The 21,716-nt window shown below is 27.1% G+C and carries 17 protein-coding genes; 16 read left to right on the top strand and 1 reads right to left on the bottom strand.

Translation table 11 applies throughout. The features are described 5' to 3' along the window. Nucleotides 1–29: 29 nt before the first annotated feature. The 16 genes from ftsH (at nucleotide 30) to KGF39_RS08895 (ending at nucleotide 21,043) form a co-directional block, all read left to right on the top strand. Nucleotides 30–1,847: an ATP-dependent zinc metalloprotease FtsH gene (gene ftsH, locus KGF39_RS08970; protein ID WP_054273815.1), complete on the top strand. Its 1,818-nt coding sequence runs from the start codon at nucleotides 30–32 to the stop codon at nucleotides 1,845–1,847. 307 nt (nucleotides 1,848–2,154) lie between these two features. Further along, nucleotides 2,155–3,048 (top strand): sensor histidine kinase KdpD, encoded by an 894-nt coding sequence (locus KGF39_RS08965; RefSeq protein WP_255643281.1) that lies wholly within the window; start codon nucleotides 2,155–2,157, stop codon nucleotides 3,046–3,048. Then, on the top strand, nucleotides 3,041–3,502 hold the full coding sequence (locus tag KGF39_RS08960) for an ATP-binding protein (protein WP_227822035.1): 462 nt from the start codon (nucleotides 3,041–3,043) through the stop codon (nucleotides 3,500–3,502). Before KGF39_RS08965 ends, KGF39_RS08960 begins: the two co-directional genes overlap by 8 nt. 304 nt (nucleotides 3,503–3,806) lie before the next feature. Further along, nucleotides 3,807–4,763, top strand: coding sequence for a CorA family divalent cation transporter (locus KGF39_RS08955; protein WP_227822034.1), 957 nt, complete (start codon nucleotides 3,807–3,809; stop codon nucleotides 4,761–4,763). A 461-nt stretch (nucleotides 4,764–5,224) separates the two neighbouring features. After that, complete coding sequence (aroF, locus tag KGF39_RS08950; protein WP_054273820.1) at nucleotides 5,225–6,238, top strand: 3-deoxy-7-phosphoheptulonate synthase; 1,014 nt, start codon at nucleotides 5,225–5,227, stop codon at nucleotides 6,236–6,238. Nucleotides 6,239–6,259: 21 nt separating this feature from the next. Next, complete coding sequence (gene aroB / locus KGF39_RS08945) at nucleotides 6,260–7,324, top strand: 3-dehydroquinate synthase (protein ID WP_227822033.1); 1,065 nt, start codon at nucleotides 6,260–6,262, stop codon at nucleotides 7,322–7,324. Beyond that, nucleotides 7,324–8,637, top strand: coding sequence for a 3-phosphoshikimate 1-carboxyvinyltransferase (gene aroA / locus KGF39_RS08940; RefSeq protein WP_227822032.1), 1,314 nt, complete (start codon nucleotides 7,324–7,326; stop codon nucleotides 8,635–8,637). Before aroB ends, aroA begins: the two co-directional genes overlap by 1 nt. Beyond that, on the top strand, nucleotides 8,615–9,694 hold the full coding sequence (aroC, locus tag KGF39_RS08935) for a chorismate synthase (RefSeq protein WP_054273823.1): 1,080 nt from the start codon (nucleotides 8,615–8,617) through the stop codon (nucleotides 9,692–9,694). The genes aroA and aroC overlap by 23 nt, the downstream gene beginning before the upstream one ends. A gap of 2 nt (nucleotides 9,695–9,696) precedes the next feature. Continuing rightward, nucleotides 9,697–10,893 (top strand): prephenate dehydratase, encoded by a 1,197-nt coding sequence (gene pheA, locus KGF39_RS08930; RefSeq protein WP_227822031.1) that lies wholly within the window; start codon nucleotides 9,697–9,699, stop codon nucleotides 10,891–10,893. A 45-nt stretch (nucleotides 10,894–10,938) separates the two neighbouring features. Next, nucleotides 10,939–11,748 carry a shikimate dehydrogenase gene (aroE, locus tag KGF39_RS08925; protein WP_227822030.1) on the top strand — a complete coding sequence of 270 codons (810 nt, stop codon included), beginning with the start codon at nucleotides 10,939–10,941 and terminating at the stop codon, nucleotides 11,746–11,748. An 11-nt stretch (nucleotides 11,749–11,759) separates the two neighbouring features. Beyond that, complete coding sequence (locus KGF39_RS08920) at nucleotides 11,760–12,293, top strand: shikimate kinase (RefSeq protein ID WP_227822029.1); 534 nt, start codon at nucleotides 11,760–11,762, stop codon at nucleotides 12,291–12,293. 20 nt (nucleotides 12,294–12,313) lie between these two features. Continuing rightward, nucleotides 12,314–13,153, top strand: a complete 840-nt coding sequence (locus KGF39_RS08915) for a prephenate dehydrogenase (protein ID WP_227822028.1) — start codon at nucleotides 12,314–12,316, stop codon at nucleotides 13,151–13,153. Between the two features lie 262 nt (nucleotides 13,154–13,415). Then, nucleotides 13,416–15,593, top strand: coding sequence for an EAL domain-containing protein (locus KGF39_RS08910; protein WP_227822027.1), 2,178 nt, complete (start codon nucleotides 13,416–13,418; stop codon nucleotides 15,591–15,593). 32 nt (nucleotides 15,594–15,625) lie between these two features. After that, a complete protein-coding gene (locus tag KGF39_RS08905) occupies nucleotides 15,626–19,054 on the top strand; it encodes a PAS domain-containing protein (protein ID WP_227822026.1) in 3,429 nt (1,142 codons plus the stop codon). 28 nt (nucleotides 19,055–19,082) lie between these two features. Further along, a complete protein-coding gene (locus KGF39_RS08900) occupies nucleotides 19,083–19,829 on the top strand; it encodes a YdcF family protein (RefSeq protein WP_227822025.1) in 747 nt (248 codons plus the stop codon). A gap of 866 nt (nucleotides 19,830–20,695) precedes the next feature. After that, nucleotides 20,696–21,043 carry a cupin domain-containing protein gene (locus KGF39_RS08895; RefSeq protein WP_054273830.1) on the top strand — a complete coding sequence of 116 codons (348 nt, stop codon included), beginning with the start codon at nucleotides 20,696–20,698 and terminating at the stop codon, nucleotides 21,041–21,043. 151 nt (nucleotides 21,044–21,194) lie between these two features. Here KGF39_RS08895 and KGF39_RS08890 read toward each other — a convergent pair whose 3' ends face one another. Further along, complete coding sequence (locus KGF39_RS08890; protein WP_227822024.1) at nucleotides 21,195–21,674, bottom strand: hypothetical protein; 480 nt, start codon at nucleotides 21,672–21,674, stop codon at nucleotides 21,195–21,197. Nucleotides 21,675–21,716: the final 42 nt, after the last annotated feature.

Here is a 21,716-nt window from a genome sequence, read left to right as displayed (position 1 = left end):
ATAAAAATAATTTAAAGGAGATTAAAATTATGGATGAACATAAACCCCAAAAAAGGTCTGCACTCTATTATTATACAGTTATAATAATAGTAGTAATGTTTTTAAATGCTTTAATATTTCCAAGTTTAATGGATAAAAAAATGGTTGAGATTGACTATGGGAAGTTTCTTACAATGTTGGATACAGGAAAGGTTAAATCTGTTGAGATAGAAAACAATAGAATAGCAATAAATCCATCTAGTAGTAAGGATAAGAATATATACATAACTGGTAGAATGGATGACCCAGAATTGGTAGATAGATTAAAAAATGCAAAGGTAGAATTTACTAAGGTTATTCCTAAGGAAAATTCACCACTTTTAAGTATTTTACTTACATGGATAATACCTATAGGTATTCTTATGCTATTTGGCAATTTAATGATGAAGTCGATGCAAAAGAGAATGGGTGGTAATGCTATGCAATTTGGAAAAAGCAACGCCAAAATGTATGTATCTGCTCAAAGTGGAAAAAGATTTAATGATGTAGCTGGTCAAGATGAGGCAAAAGAAGCTTTAAGTGAAATAGTAGATTTTTTACACAATCCAGAAAAATATAAAAAAATAGGAGCACAAATGCCTAAGGGTGCACTTTTAGTAGGACCTCCAGGTACAGGAAAAACACTCCTTGCAAAAGCTGTGGCAGGTGAAGCAAATGTACCATTTTTCTCAATATCTGGTTCTGAATTTGTTGAGATGTTTGTAGGAATGGGAGCTTCTAGAATTCGTGATTTGTTTAAACAAGCAAAAGAAAAAGCTCCATGTATAGTGTTTATAGATGAGATTGATACTATTGGTAAAAAGCGTGATAATGGAAGTGGATTAGGTGGAAATGATGAACGTGAGCAAACTTTAAATCAGTTGCTAAGTGAGATGGATGGTTTTGATGGTGGAATAGGCGTAGTAATACTTGCGGCTACAAATAGACCTGACAGTCTTGACAAAGCATTACTTCGTCCAGGAAGATTTGATAGACGTATACCAGTTGAACTTCCAGACCTTGGAGGGCGTGAAGCTATATTAAAGGTACATGCTCAAAATGTAAATGTAAGCTCAGATATAGATTATAATGCAATTGCAAGGTCCACATCAGGTGCATCTGGTGCAGAGCTTGCAAATATTGTAAATGAAGCAGCACTTTTAGCAGTTAAATCTGGTAGAGATATAGTAGAGCAACAGGATTTTGATGAATCTGTTGAAACTGTAATTGCTGGATATCAACGTAAAGGAGCTGTAATTTCAGACAAGGAAAAGAAAATTATAGCATATCATGAAATAGGTCATGCACTTGTTGCAGCTATGCAAAAACATTCTGCTCCTGTCCATAAGATTACTATAATACCTAGAACTTCAGGTGCACTGGGATATACTATGCAAGTTGCTGAAGATGAGAGTGTACTTATGTCAAAGGAAGAAGCTATCGATAAAATAACTACTTTTACAGGTGGACGTGCTGCTGAAGAGGTTATTTTTAATACTTGTACATCAGGTGCTTCAAATGATATAGAACAAGCCACTAAAATTGCAAGAGCTATGGTTACTCGCCTTGGTATGAGTGAGGAATTTGATATGGTTGCTCTTGAGACAGTAAGTAACCAATATCTAGGAGGAGACACTTCTCTTGCTTGTTCTTCAGACACTGCTGCTAAAATAGACGAGGAAGTATTTAAAATAGTAAAGACTTGTCATAAAAATGCAATTGAAATTTTAGAAAACAATATTGATAAATTACATGAACTTGCTGAATACTTACTAGAAAAAGAGACTATTACAGGTGATGAGTTTATGAAAATACTTAATTTAAAATAAAGTGATTATTATACAAAATAAAAATGCCTATTGTTAGGCATTTTTATTTTGTAATTAAACTATTTAAATTTTAAAAAATATATATTTAAATTTTTACATAATCTTAATCATTAAAAATACATATTAACTACAACTTTATACTGAAATTGATATTATAATAGTAATGAAAGGTATAAGGAGGTTTTTTAATGGATAGACCCAATCCAGATACTCTATTAGAAAAAATAAAAAATGAAGAAAAAAACTAAGTAGAGGACAATTAAAAATATTCTTTGGTTATGCAGCAGGAGTAGGAAAGACCTATTCTATGTTGGAATCTGCGCAAAACTTAAAGAAGGTAGGAGTTGATGTAGTAGTTGGATATATTGAACCACACACTAGACCAGAGACATTAGCTTTACTTGATGGCTTGGAAATTCTTCCTGTAAAGGAGATAGAATATAAATCTATAAAACTTAAAGAATTTGATTTAGATGCTGCTTTGGCAAGAAAACCAGAAGTTATATTGGTAGATGAATTTGCCCATTCTAACGTTACCGGATTAAGGCACACCAAAAGGTGTCAAGATATAGAAGAATTGTTATTAGCAGGTATAAATGTCTATACTACTGTAAATGTGCAACATCTGGAAAGTCTAAATGACATTGTTGAGATAATTACAAACGTATCAGTTAAAGAAACTATACCAGATAAGTTTTTGGATACAAACACACAATTAGAACTTATAGATGTTGAACCTGATGTACTTCTTGAAAGATTCAGTGAAGGTAAGATATATAAGAAAGAGCAGGCTATTAGAGCAAAAGATAATTTCTTTATAAAAGATAATCTAGTTGCACTTAGAGAAATTGCACTTAGAAAAACTGCAGAGAGAGTGAATAAAGAAGTTCAAATGACTAGACTATCAAAGGGTGATGTAACTGTAGTACCTACATCAGATACACTTCTTGCATGTATAAGTCCATCTCCATCTTCAGCAAAAGTTATTAGAACTGCATCTAGAATATCAGACAGTACATTTGCAAAATGGATAGCTTTATATGTTGAAACTCCAAATACAGCAAGGTTGCCGTTTGATGAACAAAAACAATTACAAAATAACCTAAAACTAGCCAAGAAATTAGGTGGTGAAATAATTGTTTTGCATGGTGAAAATATAATAGAGCAAATACTTAGAATTGCAAAACTGAGAAATGTTTGAAGAAATTATATCAGAAGCGTTACAAAAAATAAAAAAAAGAATTGAAAATGTACTTATAGATATTAATATACCAGAACAGATATTATTTGTTCCTATGGATGCAAAATTAATAGAACAAGTTCTAATTAATCTAATAGATAATTCTTTAAAATACTCAAAAGAAGATTGTAAGATAGACATAAATGTATATGAAAAAGAAGATTATGTTTGGTTTGAAGTATCTGATAATGGTCCTGGTATATCAAAAAAACTCAAAGAGCATATATTTGATAGATTTTTTACTGGAGAAGAAGGAACTAAAGATTCCAGAAAAGGTGTTGGACTTAGGTTATCAATTTGTAAATCTATAATTCAAGCTCATAAAGGCGAAATCATGGTGGAAAACAATAAAGATAAAGGTTCAACATTTAAGTTTACAGAAGTTGGTGTAGGATATAGATTAAATGATGAATAGGTATGATATATTATTAGATTGGATATTTAATGTGTGTTACAATTATACAGTTTATACAAAACGAAGATAAAGTGTGTATGCTATTATTAATTTAGTATATACATTTTATTTTTTAGTATCAATAATATGAAATATATTTTAAAATAAATATATGATACAATCTGTAATAAAAACTTAGGTTAAAAAATAAAAATATTCAATTCTTACTTTATAATAAATAATAATTATTAAAATAGTGTAAAATAATTACAATGATAATTATAGAAAATTTTTAGAATGTAAATTGAAATTTAGGAGTAGATGTATGTATATACTGAATTTAAATACAAGAGAGACTATTGAAGATTTTAGAGATAAATTTTATGTAGCAGAAAATTCTTATCTTATATTAAGTGCTCCAAAAAATTTAAAACTCCTCAAGGAAACCCTGAATATAGATGAAATAACTTTTAATGATTGTCTTAAATTTGATGAAATAACCAAACTTGATTTATTTGATAATTACGATTTCTTGAGCCTAAATACATTTGAATTAAGAGATGGAGAAGCTGTTATAGAAGAAGTAAATATGTATTTATCAGATAATTTTATATTGGTTGTAGTCAATGAAGAGCACTTTTTGTTTGAATTTGTAAAAAATATTATTTTGAAAAATTCTCAACTTGAAAAAAATCCAGTTATCAACCTATTTAAGATAAATTATTTGATTCTTAGAGAAGTTATAAAAAATGGTTTTGAGTCTTTGGAAAAAGTTGAAGAATTAATTCTTCAAATAGAAGATGAGATGATGGACAACATTGATAAAAATCATGTATCTAGAATAAGTGATGTAAGAGGATTAACAAGAACCATAGTTAAGAATACTAGACCTCTTTTGTATATTGGAGATAGAATAGTTAAAGAAAATATAAGGTATTTAAAATATTCAAATGTGAAAAAATATAATTTAGAAAATTTTCAAGGTATAGATTTTGGAATTGATAAATTATACAATTTCGCATTATCAACACGAGAGTTAGCAGATAAACTATTAGATATTTATTCTTCTAGGGTAGGTGAAAAAACAAATCACTTGATTACAAAATTAACCTTACTAACAGCCATATCAGCACCACTTACAATTATAACTGGTATATATGGAATGAACTTTAGATATATGCCAGAGCTAAATTGGGTTTATGGATATCCAGCAACTTTATTTTTTATGTTATGTATAATTTTTGTTGGAATTATAATATTTAAAATAAAAAAATTATTGTAAATTACAGATGATTTTTAAATGATTTTATAAAAACACATCAATTGAGAAACTAATTTAAGTAAATAAAAAAATATTTTAAATTGAAAATATTTATAGAAAATATTGACAATTATATTTTCTTTGTTATAATTATTAAACAAGAAGAATAATAAATTATAAAAATGGAGGATAATACTATGAAAGGAATATTAAAAGAACTAACAGCAAAACTTTATAGCTTTTTTTACTTTATGTTCTGGGGCTTTTATTTTAGCGCTGGCTATTTCTTTTACAAAAATACATGTAATTCCTTTCTGGTGAGGCCTTGTTTTAATGATTTTGAGCATAAGTAAATTTTATAAAAGTGATTATTTTATATATTTATGTAAGATTTAATGCTTGATAGATTATTTTAGAGAACTCATTAGTGAGTTCTCTTTTTTATTTTAAACATAAAACTATAATATTGGGAGGTAGTAAAAATGATAGTAGTATTAAAAGTAGGAGCAGATAAAAGTGAAGTTAAGAAGTTAATAGAAGCTATTGGGAGAGAAGGAGTAGAAGTTAATCCTATAGATGGGACAGAATTAACTGTTTTAGGTTTAGTTGGGGATACTAGTAAAATAGATGCTAAAAGAATAGAAGCAAATAAGATAGTTGAAAAAGTTATGCATGTAGTAGAGCCTTTTAAAAAGGCCAATAGAAAGTTTCATCCAGAACCTTCCATTATAAATGTTAATGGAATGGAAATTGGTTCAAAAAAAATTGCTATGATAGCTGGACCTTGTTCTGTTGAAACAGAAGAACAAATAGTATCTATAGCAGAAGATGTAAAAAAATCAGGTGCAGGATTCTTGAGAGGAGGAGCATTCAAACCAAGAACATCACCATACGCTTTCCAAGGTTTGAGATATGATGGTTTGGATTTATTAAAGAAAGCAAAAGAAAAGACAGGTCTTCCTATAGTTACAGAAATAATGTCAACACAAGATATAGATATATTTGAAGAAAATGTAGATGTAATTCAGGTTGGAGCTAGAAACATGCAAAACTTCGATTTATTAAAAGAGTTAGGTAAAACAAATAAAACAATACTTTTAAAAAGAGGATTATCTGCTACAATTGAAGAGTGGTTAATGTCAGCAGAATATATAATGGCTGGGGGAAATGAAAATGTAGTTCTTTGTGAAAGAGGTATAAGAACTTTTGAAACATATACTAGAAATACTTTGGATTTAAGTGCAATTTTAGCTGTAAAGAAACTTAGTCATTTACCAGTCATAGTTGACCCAAGTCATGCAGCAGGAAAATCATGGATGGTTGACTCTCTATCTAAAGCAGCAATTGCAGTTGGAGCAGATGGTCTTATAATAGAAGTTCATAATGACCCAGTACATGCACTTTGTGATGGAAAACAATCAATTAAACCAAATGAATATGATGAATTAATAAGTGAATTAAAGACTATCGCATCAGCAGTTGGAAGAGAAATATAATCTATAAAAGGATGGTTAAACGTGGAAGAAAAATTATTGGTAAATTTAAAAGAAAATAGCTACAATATATTTATTAAAAAAAATATACTAAAGAATATAGGAGAAGAAATAAAAAAAATATATTCTGGAAATAAGATTTTTATTGTAACTGACGAAAATATAGCAAAATTATATTTAAATGAAGTGAAAAATAAGTTAAGTGAGTCTGGATTTGAAATTAAATCTATAATATTAAAATCCGGTGAAGAAACGAAATCATTTAACACTCTTCCGAAGATATATGATAGTTTGCTTGACTTTAAGTTAACTAGAAAAGATTTGATTATTACTTTAGGCGGAGGGGTAATAGGTGATTTAGGTGGATTTGTGGCAGCAACTTTTTTAAGAGGTGTAAACTTTATGCAAATTCCAACATCTTTGTTAGCACAAGTTGATAGTTCTGTAGGTGGAAAGGTTGGAGTTGACCTTGATAGAGGAAAAAACTTAGTGGGAAGCTTTTATCAACCTAAAGCTGTATTTATCGACCCAAATGTATTATTATCACTTCCAGAAAAATTCTATAAAGATGGAATGGCAGAAGTTATAAAATATGGATGTATAAAAGACAAAACTTTTTTTGATAAGCTTTTAAGCTTAAAAAATAGAGAAGAAGTAATGCAACATATAGAATACATTATACATAAATGTTGCTTTATTAAAAAAAATGTAGTTGAATCCGATGAAAAAGATTTTGGAGATAGAATGCTTCTAAACTTTGGTCATACATTAGGTCATGCTATTGAAAAATACTACAATTTTACAGGATATACTCATGGAGAAGCTGTTGGGATAGGAATGTACAAGATAACTTTGGAAAGTGAAAAAGTAGGAATTACAAAAAAAGGTACATCAGAATTTATAAAAGCAATTTTAATGAACTATAATTTGCCTTATGAGATTGAACTAAGAGATAATAAATCCATAATAGATGCTATATCTCTTGATAAAAAAAATCTAGGTGATACATTAAAAATAATACTTTTAAAGGATATTGGAGAGAGTATTATATATAATACTACTTCTAAATTTTTTCAGGAGGTAAGGTAATGGGAAGTCTAAAAATATATCCAAGTAAATTATCTGGAGATGTAAAAATTCCGCCATCAAAAAGTATGGCTCATAGGGCAGTTATTTGTTCATCTCTAAGCAATGGAAAAAGTAGAATTTCTAATATAGATTTTTCTGATGATATTATAGCTACTATAAGAGCAATGATATCATTAGGAGCTATTATAGAAAGAAAAGAAGATATTTTAGAGGTTTCAGGAATTTTTTCTAAAGAAGGAATTTTAAATAGAGAAAATCAGTTAAATCAACCTAAATTAACGATAGATTGTAATGAATCTGGCTCTACTTTGAGATTTTTAGTACCTATATCTTTAGCATTTGATGGTGTAAAAAGGTTTATAGGTAGAGGGAATCTTGGAAAAAGACCACTTGATACTTATTATGAGATATTCGATAGACAGAATATAGAATATAGTTATAAAGAAAATCAACTGGATTTGATTATATCAGGAAAGCTTAAGCCAGATGAGTTTAGAGTAAAAGGAAATATAAGTTCTCAGTTTATAACAGGTTTATTATTTATATTGCCTACATTAGAGAGTGATTCAAAGATAATAATTACAACTGAGCTAGAGTCTAAAGGATATTTAGACTTAACTCTTTCAACTATGAAAGATTTTGGAATAGAAATTATAAATAACGACTATAAAGAATTTATTATAAAAGGAAATCAAAGGTATAAAGCGAGAAATTATAAAGTTGAAGGGGATTATTCTCAAGGAGCATTTTATTTATCAGCAGATGCTATAGGAGAAGATATCAGTATATTGGACCTTAGAGAAGATTCTCTTCAAGGAGATAGTGAAGTAATTGAGATTTTATCTAGAATGGGAATGGAAATATTAAGAGAAGATAACAAAATAAAAGGAATAACAAATTGTTTAAACAGTACTTTGATAGATGCATCTCAATGCCCAGATATAATACCTGTATTATCTGTGGTAGCAGCTTTAAGTAGAGGAAAAACTACAATAATTAATGCTGGCAGACTTAGAATTAAAGAATGTGATAGACTTCATGCAATAAATGTTGAGCTAAGTAAACTTGGAGCAAATATAAAAGAGAAAGAAGATAGTTTGGTAATTGAAGGAGTAAGCAAATTAAATGGTGGAGTAGAGGTATGGAGTCACAAAGACCACAGAATTGCTATGACACTTGCAATTGCTTCTTGTAGATGTGATAAACCAATAATATTAAGAGATTTTGAGTGTGTATCAAAGTCGTATCCACATTTTTTTAAAGACTTTGAGATGTTAGGAGGACGAATTGATGAGTGGAATATGGGGAAATAATTTAAAAATATCTATTTTTGGAGAATCTCATGGAAATGCTATAGGTATAAATATAGATGGACTTCCTTCAGGAATTGAACTCGACCTTGATAGGATTGATAAAGAAATGAAGAGGAGAGCTCCTGGAAAAAATTCTATATCAACTTCCAGAAATGAAAGTGATATACCAGAAATTCTAAGTGGATATTTTGATGGAAGAACTACAGGAACACCATTATGTGCAATCATAAGAAATAGTGATACTCGCTCAAAAGATTATGGAGAGCTTAAAAATTTAATGAGACCAGGACATGCAGATTACACAGGATATATGAGATATTCCGGCTTTAATGACTACAGAGGTGGAGGCCATTTTTCAGGTAGAATAACAGCTCCATTAGTATTTTGCGGTGCTATATGTAAACAAATTCTATCGCAAAAAGGAATAGAGATAGGAGCACACATAAAAAAAATTAAAAATATAGAAGATATGAGTTTTGATTATGTAGGTATTTCAAAGCAACAATTATCAAATTTACAAACTTTAGAACTACCTTTACTTGATTTAACAAAAGAAAAAGCTATGAAGGATACTATTATAGATGCAAAAAATCAAGGTGATTCAGTTGGTGGTATAATTGAATGTGCAGTGGTGGGTGTTAATGTAGGGGTAGGGAATCCATTTTTTGATTCTGTTGAATCTACTTTATCACATTTATTATTTTCTGTTCCATCTATAAAAGGTGTAGAGTTTGGCTTAGGTTTTGAACTTACAGATATGTATGGTTCTCAAAGTAATGACGAAATGTATTATGAAGGAAATCAAGTTAGGAGTAAAACAAATAATAATGGAGGGATTATTGGAGGCATTACAACTGGAATGCCAATAATTTTCAAAGTGGCAATCAAGCCAACTCCATCAATTAGTAGAAAGCAGAACACAGTTAATATAAAAGATAAAAAAAATGATATTTTATCTATTAAAGGAAGACATGACCCTTGTATAGTTCAAAGAGCTATACCTGTAATAGAAGCAGTAACGGCTATTGGAATTTTTGATTTGATGAAAGGACGATAATAATGGAGGATTTAACTAGCTATAGAAATGAAATTGATAATATAGATAAAGAGCTTATTCAATTATTTGAAAAGAGAATGAATACAGTTCTTGAAATTGCTAAACATAAAATGAAAAATAACACTACGATACTTCAAAAAGATAGAGAAGAAAAAGTATTAAGCAGGGCTGTAAATAATTTAGATAATAAAGCATATTCACAAGAAACTATACAATTTTTTAATTCTATAATGGAAATTAGTAGAGGGTTACAAAAAAGATTAATAAATAATGATGGTGAACAGAAAATTGAATATAGTCTAGATGCATCAAATAGGAAATTTGATTTGTTACATATAGATAAATATAAATCTTTAAAATACGAATTAAATAAAAAAAATATCCTAGTAGGACTTCCAGGAATATCAGGCTCATTTACAGAAGAAGCACTCAACAAATTCTTCAACAAAAAAATATACAAAAAACAATTCAAAGAATTCGAAGATGTTTTCATAGCACTTAAAAACAGAGAACTAGATTATGGAATAATACCCATAGAAAATTCATCTACAGGAGCGATTTCTGAAACTTATGACCTCTTAAGAAAGTATGATTTTTATATAGTTGGAGAAGAATGCATAAAAATAGACCAAAATTTGATTGGAATAAAAGGTACAAAACTTGAAGATATAAAAGAAATATATTCTCATCCACAAGGTATAGGACAAAGTAGTGAATTTTTAAAACAAAATAGTACATGGAAATTGATACCATTTAATAATACAGCAACAAGTGCTGAACTTGTAAAAAAACTTCAAGATAAAACAAAAGCAGCAATTGCAAGTAAAAAAGCTGCAAATATTTATGGATTAGAAATAATAAGCCCTTGTATAAATGATATTACAAATAATTATACAAGGTTTGTAGTAATTAGTAATCAGATACACATTGAGGAAGAATCAAACAAGATGAGCATAGTATTTTCTGTTGAACATGAAGCAGGAAAACTTTATAAAGTGTTAGGATACTTTGCTAAAAATAATATAAATATGACAAAAATAGAATCAAGACCTATGAAGAATACTTCATGGAGATATTTCTTTTATATAGATTTTGAATGTTCTATATATAATTCAAAAGTATATGATTTATTGGAGTTGATAGAACATAATACAGCATACTTTAAATTTATGGGTGTATATAAAAATAAAATTGAATAATCAATATAATTCTTTGTTTGACTATATTTATCAGGAGGTGTAAATATGAATTTTTTTGGTCTAGTAGGTGAAAAACTTTCTCACAGTGTTTCCCCTCAAATACACAAGAGAATATTTGAGATATTAAATATTGAAAGTGCCTATAAAAATTTTGAAATTTCAAAAGAAGATATATCTAAGTTAGATGGTGCTATAAAATTATTAGGAATCCAAGGAATAAATGTTACTGTACCATATAAGGAGCGTATTATGGAATATCTGGATTTCATATCACCAGAGGCAAAACGTATAGGAGCAGTTAATACAATTTTACTCAAGGAAAATATGTTATACGGTTATAATACAGATTACTTTGGTCTCGACAGTATGTTTAAAAAGGCTAATATTGATATTCAAGGAAAAGTAGCTGTGATATTAGGAACTGGTGGAGCATCTAAAGCCGCCCTTACATATCTTCTTGATTCTGGAATAGAGAAGGTTTACGTTTCAACCAGAAAAAAAGGTAACAAAAAATTATTAAATAATAAAGCTATATTAATAGACTATGAAGAACTTAAATGTATAAAAGGAGATATAATATTAAATGCTACACCAGTAGGTATGTACCCTAATATAGGAATATCGCCAGTGCCAAAATCTATTATACAAAATTTTGATACATTAGTAGATTTAATTTACAATCCTGGAGAAACAGAATTTTTAAGAGTTGGTAATAGTATAGGTAAAAAAACTTGTGATGGTTTATATATGTTGGTAGGGCAAGCAATAAAATCTCAGGAAATTTGGCAAGATACTAAAATAGATACTGGTATTTTAGATGTTATATATAATGAATTAAAATTAGAGTTTTTATAAGGGGGATTGTTATGATAAATAAAGTAAAAGAAAAACTAATATTAATAGGTATGCCTGGTAGTGGAAAGACTACAATAGGTAAACTTCTGGCTCAAGAATATAATTGTAGTTTCTGTGATATGGATGATTACATAAGTCAAATATCTCAAAAAAGCATAACAGAATTATTTTCAGAAGGAGAAGGTGTTTTTAGAGACTATGAGACTCAAGCATGTAAAGAACTTTCTATAAGTGATAAGACAGTAGTATCTACAGGTGGTGGTGTAATAAAAAAGAATGTCAACATGGATATATTAAAAGAAACAGGTATAATAGTTTTTATTAATAGACCTATACAAAGGATTTTAGAAGATATAAATATTAATTCAAGACCCTTATTAAAAAATGGAAAAGATAGATTGTATAATCTTTATAATGAGAGAATAAATCTTTATAAAAGATTTTCAGATATAGAAATTTTAAATGATAAATCGTTAAATAATGCTGTATATAACATTACAAATGAAATCAGTAAAAATTTTAAATTTGCATTTAAAGAAAAATAATCTAGGAGGAAGTAAGAATAATGAATATTGTTATTGTAGGGCTAGGAGTTATAGGAGGCTCTTTTGCTAAGGCATTAAAAAAAGCTGGATATGAAAATGTATTTGGAGTAGATGTAGACTTAGAAACTTTAAAGAAAGCAGAAGAAGCAAAAATTATAAAAAAAGGATGTACTACAGGTAAAGAGCTATTTAAAAAAGCTGATTTAATTATATTGTCTATATATCCTAGATTAATTGTAGATTTTTTAAATAATAATAAAGACTTTTTTAAAAAAGGAACTATAATTACTGATACTACAGGAATAAAAGAAACACTTATCAATGATGTGTTGCAAATTATTCCAGGTGATATAGATTTTATATTTGGTCATCCCATGGCAGGTAGGGAAAAAAAGGGAATTGATTTTGCAAGTGAAGAAGTTTTTAATGGTGCAAATTATATAATTACTCCAACTGGTAAAAATAATATAAAAAACTTAGAATTGGTTGAAAATTTAATTTTAGATATAGGATTCAAAAGAGTAAAAAAACTAACTTCACAGAAGCATGATGAGATTATAGCTTTTACATCTCAGCTACCTCATGTTATGGCAGTTGCTCTAATAAATAGTGATGAAGAAGGTAGAGATACAGGTAAATTTATTGGAGATAGTTATAGAGACTTAACTAGAATTGCAAATATGAATGAAGACTTATGGAGCGAACTTTTTTTAGGGAATAGAGATAATTTACTAAAATCTATAGAGAAATTTGAATTAGAAGTAAACTTAGTAAAAGATGCTATCTTTAATAATGATAAAAACAAATTGATAGAATATTTTAAAAAATCATCAATAAGAAGAGAGGCTTTAGAAAAATAAAGATTGCTATTTAAGCTATATATAGATGGGTATAAATATAAATGATAGTATATTTAATTATATTAGTAACTATAGATTCAATATAATTAAATATGCTATTGATGTATTTGTACCCTTAAATATTATTATCCTGTAAATGGTATTTATTTAAATTGACCTTTATCAATAATTTATAAAACTTAATTGTAAAAAACAGTTATTAATAGTAAAATAAAGTGAATCAATTATATTATAATTACTAAGGAGGGTGAGGTGTAGATATTTGAAAAACAGTAGACCGATAGTAAAAAATACATCAATAGCATTTATAGTATTATTCTTTTTTAGTATATTTGCATTTTTTTACGTAAGTAATATGGATAGAGTGTTAGAATATGAAACAAAAAATTATTTATCTGAAATTAGTGAAGAAAGCAAAATTGTCATTAATAGCAAATTGACAAGTAATTTAAAAGAATTAGAAAATATTTCTAAACTTTTAGAAACCGAGGAAGATTTCAATTTAGAAAAAACTTTAAAAATGTTGAAATCATTTAATAAAAGAAGTGATTACAATAATATAGGGATGATTTTACCTAATGGGAAAGGTTATGCTGAAGGAATCTTTGGAACAGATTTTTCAGATAGAGACTATTTTAAACTTGCTATTAGAGGTAAAGCTAATATATCAAAACCATTAATAGATAAATCTACTGGAAAACTTACTAAAACATACGCTGTACCATTATATAATAAAGGTAAGATAGTTGCTGTAATTGCAGCCGATTATAATTTTGAATTTATATCTGAATTCTTGTCTATTTCTACATTTAATGGCGAAGGTTTTTCACTTATATGTGATAGTAATGGTAAGATAATTATTCCGCCTTATCATAAAAATTTAAACTCGAATATTACAAATCTAGCTCAAATTAACTTTGAAAAAAGCTTTACTTTTAAAAATATGAAAATATCAGACCAAGGTGTAGTAGAAGTTAAAGAATCAGAGAGAAAATTTTATATGGCATATACATCTCTAGAAATCAATGATTGGTTTATAGCATCTTTTGTTCCAAAAATGGTTGTATCTAAAAAACTAAATAGTCTAATAATAGTTACAATTATTGGATGGATTATACTTTCATTTTTATTTTTAGGTATCATAATCTACATATTATACTCAAAGGCACATAGTCAAAAAACTATAGAAAAAATAGCGTATACAGATTTTGTGACTGGTTATTCCAATTGGAGAAAATTTGAATTAGATGTTACAAATTTATTGAAAAAAGCATCACAAAATGATAAATATGCAATGGTTATATTTGATATTGATAAATTTAAAGCAATTAATGACATATATGGTCATAAAAAGGGAAACGTAATCTTAAAAAACATTGCCAATACTTTAAGTGAATTAACTGATGATAATGAAACTTTTGCTCGTGTAAGTGCTGATAATTTTAATATATTGTTAACATATGACAAAAAAGAAGATATAATAAATATTATCAAAAGAATTATTATAAATAATGAACTTATAAACTTATCTTTTGGAATCTATGAAATCAAAGATAAGACTCTATCTGTAAGTGCATATAGTGATAGAGCTTCACTTGCAAAATCATCAATAAAAAATAATAGTGATGTAAATTTTGCATTTTTTAATGATGAATTAAGAGATAAATTATTACTTGAAGATAAGATAGAAAAAGAAATGGAATATGCACTTGAAAATGGTCAATTCGTAATGTATTTACAACCAAAATATAATATTAAATTAGATAAATTTTGTGGAAGTGAAGCCCTAGTCAGATGGCAATATACAGAAAAAGAAATCATATATCCAGGTGATTTTATTCCTATCTTTGAAAAAAATGGATTTATCAAAAAGATTGATATGTACATATTAGAACAAGCTTGTAAAGAAATCAGGTCTTTATTTGATAAAGGAATTTCACCTTTACCTATATCTGTAAACTTCTCAAGAGTTGATTTTTTAAAAAAAGACTTTATTTCAAAAATAGTAAATATATGTGATAGATATAAAGTACCATATAATTTAATAGAGATTGAAATTACTGAATCTAGTATGTTTGGAGATACTGATATTCTATTTGATGTAAGTCGAAATCTACAGGATATTGGTTTTATAATTTCAATGGATGATTTTGGCTCAGGATATTCTTCTGTAAATATGCTTAAGAATATACCATTAAATGTAATAAAATTAGATAGAGGATTTTTTATAGATGATAAAGATATTGATAAGAGTCAAATTGTTATAAAAAGTATAGTTTCTCTCATTAAACAATTGGGAATAAGTGTTGTTGCTGAAGGAATCGAGACAAAAAGTCAAATAGAAATGTTAAAAAAAGCAAACTGTGATATTGTTCAAGGATATTATTTTTCAAAACCATTACCAATTAAAGAATTTGAAAAATTAGTCTATAAAATATAGTCAATAAATTTTAAATGGGAGGTGATGATTAAGTGATAAGAGCAAAATCGTTAAAAAGTGTACTGAGTATTATTTTAATATTTTTATTTACAATAATTTCTTTTTCTGATTTTGCGTTTAAAACTAATGTTCAAGAAGAAGAAAATAATAAAGTTAATTTAAAAGAAATATCTTTACAAAGTTCTAATGCTATAAAAATAAAATTAGATAGTTCCTTATCCTTTATAAAAAGTGTGGCAAATATGGTTTCATACTTTGACACTATAGATAAACCGGAAATAATCCCATTATTAGCTAGTGTATCAAAAGAATCTGATTTTCAAAGAATTTCTATTGTATCTCCTGATGGTACAAGCCATACTAGTGATGGTAAAATTATGAATGTCGCAAATTATCAATACTTTAAGAAAGCAATTAGTGGAGAAAGTAATATATCTGAAGTTGTAAAATCTCCAATTGATGGAAAAGATACTTTTGTTATAGCTACCCCTATATTTAATAAGAATAACAAAGTAATGGGTATTTTGTATGGTTCTTACTACAATGACAAATTAGCTGAATTAATAGATATAACAAGTTTTAACAGTGAAGGATATATAGATATATTTGAATCTAGTGGACAGTTTGTTCTAAAATCTTCACATACAAACGAGTTGATTAAATCAAGTAGTAATATATATGACATATTTAAAAAGGCTTCTTTTGATGATGATGACTACAACTATAAAAAAATATATGAAGATACAAAAAATAACAAGAGTGGTTTTGTATCATATAAATACAAAGGAGAAAAGCGTTATGCTACTTATACCCCAGTTGGTGTAAATGATTGGTATGTACTTTCTGTGATACCACAATATACTGTAAGAAAAAATATTGATAAAATAAACCAATTAGCATTTTCGCTTATTTTTAAGGTGTTCTTGTTGTTTGTCATACTTATAACATATATATTTTATAAAAATAATAAATCACAAAAACATATATTAAAAGCTAACAAAGAAATATCATCTATTACAAATAGTATTCCTGGAGGAGTACAAAAGTGTACTATTGGTGAAACGTGCGAGTTTAACTTTTTAAGTGATGGATTTATAGATTTGTCTGGTTATACAAGAGAAGAACTAAAAACATTATTTAATAATAATTTTTATAGTTTAATACATAAAGATGATGTTAAAAGAATAAAAAGAGAAATTTCTGAACAACTTTACAAAAACAAAACTATTGAATTAGAATACAGAATTATAACAAAAAGTGGTGACATAGTATGGGTTTTGGACAAGGGAGAACTTATAACAGAACCTGATGGAAAAGAGTATATTTGCTGTGTCACTGTAGACATTACTAAAACAAAAAAATTAGAACAAGAAATGGAACAAAAAAATCTAGAACTTGAAATGGTATCAGAAAATATTTTAGGTGGTATACTCATAACAGAATTTAATGAGGATTTTACTATAAAATACACTAACTCTGGTTATCTTTCAATAATTGGATATACAAATGAACAATTAAAAAATGAACTTCAATATAAAGCATGTAATCTTGTTTTTTATGATGATAGAAAAAAAATTCTTAAAAATATACAACATCAGTTAGATACAAAAGGTATAGCTGTATGTGAACATAGAATAAGAAGAAGAGATGGTGCGATTATCTGGGTTTCTATAAAAGGAAGACTTATTATTGATGATGATGGTAGTAAAAAAGGTATTTGGATTCTAACTGATATAACAGACTTGAAAAATGCAGAACAAAAACTTAAAATCAATGAGGAAAGATTTAGAATTGCATTAAAACAAACATCAAACACTATATTTGAGTATGATATAAAAACTAAATCACTTTTAAATACTAGTAAAGAACTTGATAAATATAATATTTATCAAATTGCTAAAAATGTTCCATATTCTCTAGTAGAATCAGGAATTATTCATAAAGATTTTAGTGATGATTTCATAAACATGTATGAGAATGTAATAAATGGAGCAAAAACGGCAAGTTCTGTAGTTAAGATAAAACTTCCAGATGAAAGTTATATATGGAACAAGATTACTTTAACTACTATTTTTGATGAGGATGGTAATCCTGTAAGAGCAATAGGTATACAAGAAGATATAAGCAAACAAAAAGAAGCAGAGATAAGATATAACCAAGAAGGTAAGTATCATTCAGCTATATTGTCAGAAGCAATGATAACTTATGAAATAAATGTATCAAAGGACACTTTTATCAAAGGAAATGAAAATTGGCACAAACCATTTGGAATTAAGCCTGACAATAGCTATTCTGAAATGGTAAAAACTATAGCAAACAGTATTATCCACAAAGACAATAAAGAAGTATTTTTAAATACATTTTTATGTAAAAACCTATTAGATGCATATAAAAATAATGTAACTGAAATAAAATTGGAATATCGAAGAATGAATCAAGAAAATAAAATGATTTGGGTCATTTGCACAATGCACTTAATAAAAGATTCTATTACGAATGATATAAAAGCACTTGCTTATGTCAAAGATATTGATAATCAGAAAAATGAAGAAATCAGATTAAAACTAAAAGCTGAAAGAGATACTCTTACAGGATTATATAATAAAGGTACTACAGAAAAGTTGATTAATGATTTTTTAAATTCCGAGGAAGCAAATTCAGGAATTCATGCTTTTTTAATTGTTGATATAGATAATTTTAAATCTGTGAATGATAATTTAGGACATGTATTTGGAGATAAAGTATTATTCGAAGTTTCTAAACACTTAAAACCTATATTTAGAAAAGATGATATAGTAGGTCGTATTGGTGGAGATGAGTTTATAGTATTCTTAAAAAACATCCAATCTTTCGAGAATGTTAAAAAGAAAGCAGAAAAAATCTGTGATATATTTAGAAATTCTTATACTGAAAATAAAAAGACATATAAGATATCTGGTACAGTTGGAATCTCATTTGTTCCAGAACATGGAACTATATTTAAAGAACTTTATCAAAAAGCGGACATAGCACTTTATTATGCAAAGAGTAAAGGTAAAGATAAATATGCACTTTATAATGATTGTATCTACCAGAATAAACTTGAAAATAATATAAGTGATAATAATATAAAAGTAACAAATGAATGTGAAAAATCTAAGTCGGTACTTAAAGAAGTCCTTGATTCTGTTGATAATTATGTATATATAGTAAATCCAAATACTTATGAACTTATTTTTATCAACAATAAGGTATCACATCTAGATTCAGAGATAAAATTGGGAGAAACTTGTTATAAAGCATTATTAAAATCTAGTAGCCCATGCAATAATTGTCCTCTTAATGGATTGAAAGAAAATAAACATTCAAAATTCAGAATGGAGACAAATATATTTGATACAAATATCAGTATAGCAAGTTGGATTAATTGGATAGATGGAGAATATAACTGTCTTATAGAATGTATAGATACTTCTTTATAAAAAAATAAATAAAAAGGATTTTGACGATATGTTAAATAGTATAAGTTTGATATTAGGTATAATATTTGCAATTTACTATTTTTATCTTAAAATAGTTTTTGGAGGAATTTCATTTAGTGAGATTTTCTTAGTTGTAGGAATTCTACTAATTGTTTATCAAATATTTAAGAAAAAAATCAAAGAAAAGAAGGTTTTTTATAGAGTGTTAAAGATAATAATCAGTATTTTTTTAATAGTATTCATAATCACTGAAAGTTTAATTGTTTTTTATCCTAAAAATAGTTTTGAGTCAAAAAGTGATTATCTATTGATTTTAGGAGCTTCTGTAAAGAAGACTATACCAAGCACAACTTTGAAGGGAAGATTAGATACTGCATTGAAATATTTAAAAATTAATGATGATTGTTATGTAGTAGTATCTGGTGGCAAAGGAAGTGGAGAAAATATAACTGAGGCAAAAGCTATGAAGGATTATCTTATAAAAAATGGTGTAGATAAGAATAGGATAATAGAAGAAGATAAATCCACTAATACTCATGAGAACTTTAAGTATTCAAAGTTGAAGATAGAAGAACATAATGAAATAAAATTAAAAAATTTAAAAATCAAAATAGTGACAACAGATTTTCATGTTCTTAGAAGTAAAATATTAGCATATAGAAATGGATATAAAAATACTTCTTTTTATGCTAGTAAATCAAAACCTTCATTTGTACCTACTTATTACACAAGAGAATTTTTTGCATTATGGAAAACCATTGTTTTTGATAGATAACAAAAAAGGGGTGTCTCAAAATGAATTTTTTAGTTCATGAGGCACTTTTTTTGTAATATATTTTTCCCATGGCTAAATTCACTTTGGATTTTATATTAGTATCATGAATATAAAATAAATATTCATATAAATTAATTAATATAAAAATAATTTCAAGATTATATTAATGGTTTAAAAAGTATATAGTACATAAAAAAGTTAACAGAAATTTTAGTTTACATAATAAAAATATAATCAACTAAAAACGAAAGTTTTAGACTCAATTATCCTATCGGGTATTTAAATTGATTTTAAGCTTATTTTCATCAAAAAGGTATAAAGCATCGCTGAAAATTATATAACCCATTTAAAATCCAAAATAAAAACGTTATTTTGAAGCAAAAAATAATTAGAAGAAATAAAAAACAAAATAAGCAAAATGAATAAAAAACACCCTGGAAAATGAAGCTTGATTTTTATAATATTTATGCAATAGCTTAGAATATAAAGTTACATTTCTCAGTTATTTAAATCTAAAAAAAGCAAAAAAATAATAAAAAAATTACTGACATTTTACTGACAAAACAGAAATTTATCTTTATAAAATTATTGAAAATACTATATAAAATAAAAGTGGCATAAAAGAATATATTTTATGCCATTAACTATTTAGCTGTAACAATTGTTATTGTGATAATCACCATAAATTTATCATGTTATGCCAATTGTTATATTTTATAGAGATACTTTTTTCTAAGTATAAAATATAACTTTACTTTATTTAAAAATAAAATAATTTTATTCTTATCATAAGGAATGAGAATACTATTTTCTTATATTGGAATAATAATAGTAAATCTATAATATAGAAAAGAGGTATTTCTAGTATGCATGAAAATAAAAAGAATCTATTAGATGGAAGTTTAGCTCAATATAATGATGCAGCAGTTCCAAAAATACCAGTATTTGCTGGTAGCGATATAACTTCAGAAGTTTATTATTTTAAACCTAATCAAGTTCTTAATGCTCATAGACATCCTAATGGTGAACAAATATTTGTGTTCCTAAAAGGAGAAGGTAAAATGAAACTTGGTGAACATGAATGTGATGTAAAAAGCGGCGATACTGTTTTTGTACCAACAGGAGAGTGGCATGAAATTACTAATGGAAGTAATGAAGAAATGGTAGCTGTTCAAATTACAAAAATTAATGCTGGAGCAGAATACAGAGGATAGATATATAGGTACAATTAGTACTTTGATTTCTATTTTATTATATAAACTTTAATCTCAAAATATAAAAAGAGTCTTTTAAAGACTCTTTTTATATTTTTATTAGTTTTTATTATATAATTAAGAAAATATTTAGTTAAGGTTAAACATATATTTATTTGATATTTTTTATAGCGTTATTGGCAAACTCAGTGTTTACGATATCTTTATAAGATGCTTCCTTATCTAATTCCTTAGCTTCTTTCATAACAGACATTAATTTATTTAAGCCTTCTTCTTTTAACACAGGATTTTGAGACCATGCATCTATTGATTTATATCTATCTACAACTGTTATTAAGTCTTCTAAAGATATATCTTCAAAGAAGGGTTGCATAGCCTTAGCTATTTCTTTACTAGGTGCTTGTTGAACCCATAGTTGGCCTTTATAAACAGCGTTTGTAAATCTCTGAATTAAATCTTTATTATTTTTCATATATGATCTTGTAGTAGAGTAAGCTGTAAAAGGTATTTCCCCAGAGTCTTTTCCTATAGATGTAACTATATATCCACTACCTTCTTTTTCCATAGCTGTTGCTGTAGGTTCAAATGCTGTTGTAAAGTCGCCCTCTCCACCTGCAAAAGCTCCAGCCATTACACCAAATTGGTAATCGGTCTAATTATAACATCAAAATAT

It is taken from the genome of Clostridioides sp. ZZV14-6345 (assembly GCF_020657775.1).
Lineage (GTDB): Bacteria > Bacillota > Clostridia > Peptostreptococcales > Peptostreptococcaceae > Clostridioides > Clostridioides difficile_D.
The sequence above is the reverse complement of the archived record's forward strand: the minus strand, read 5'-3'. Positions and strand labels throughout refer to the sequence as shown.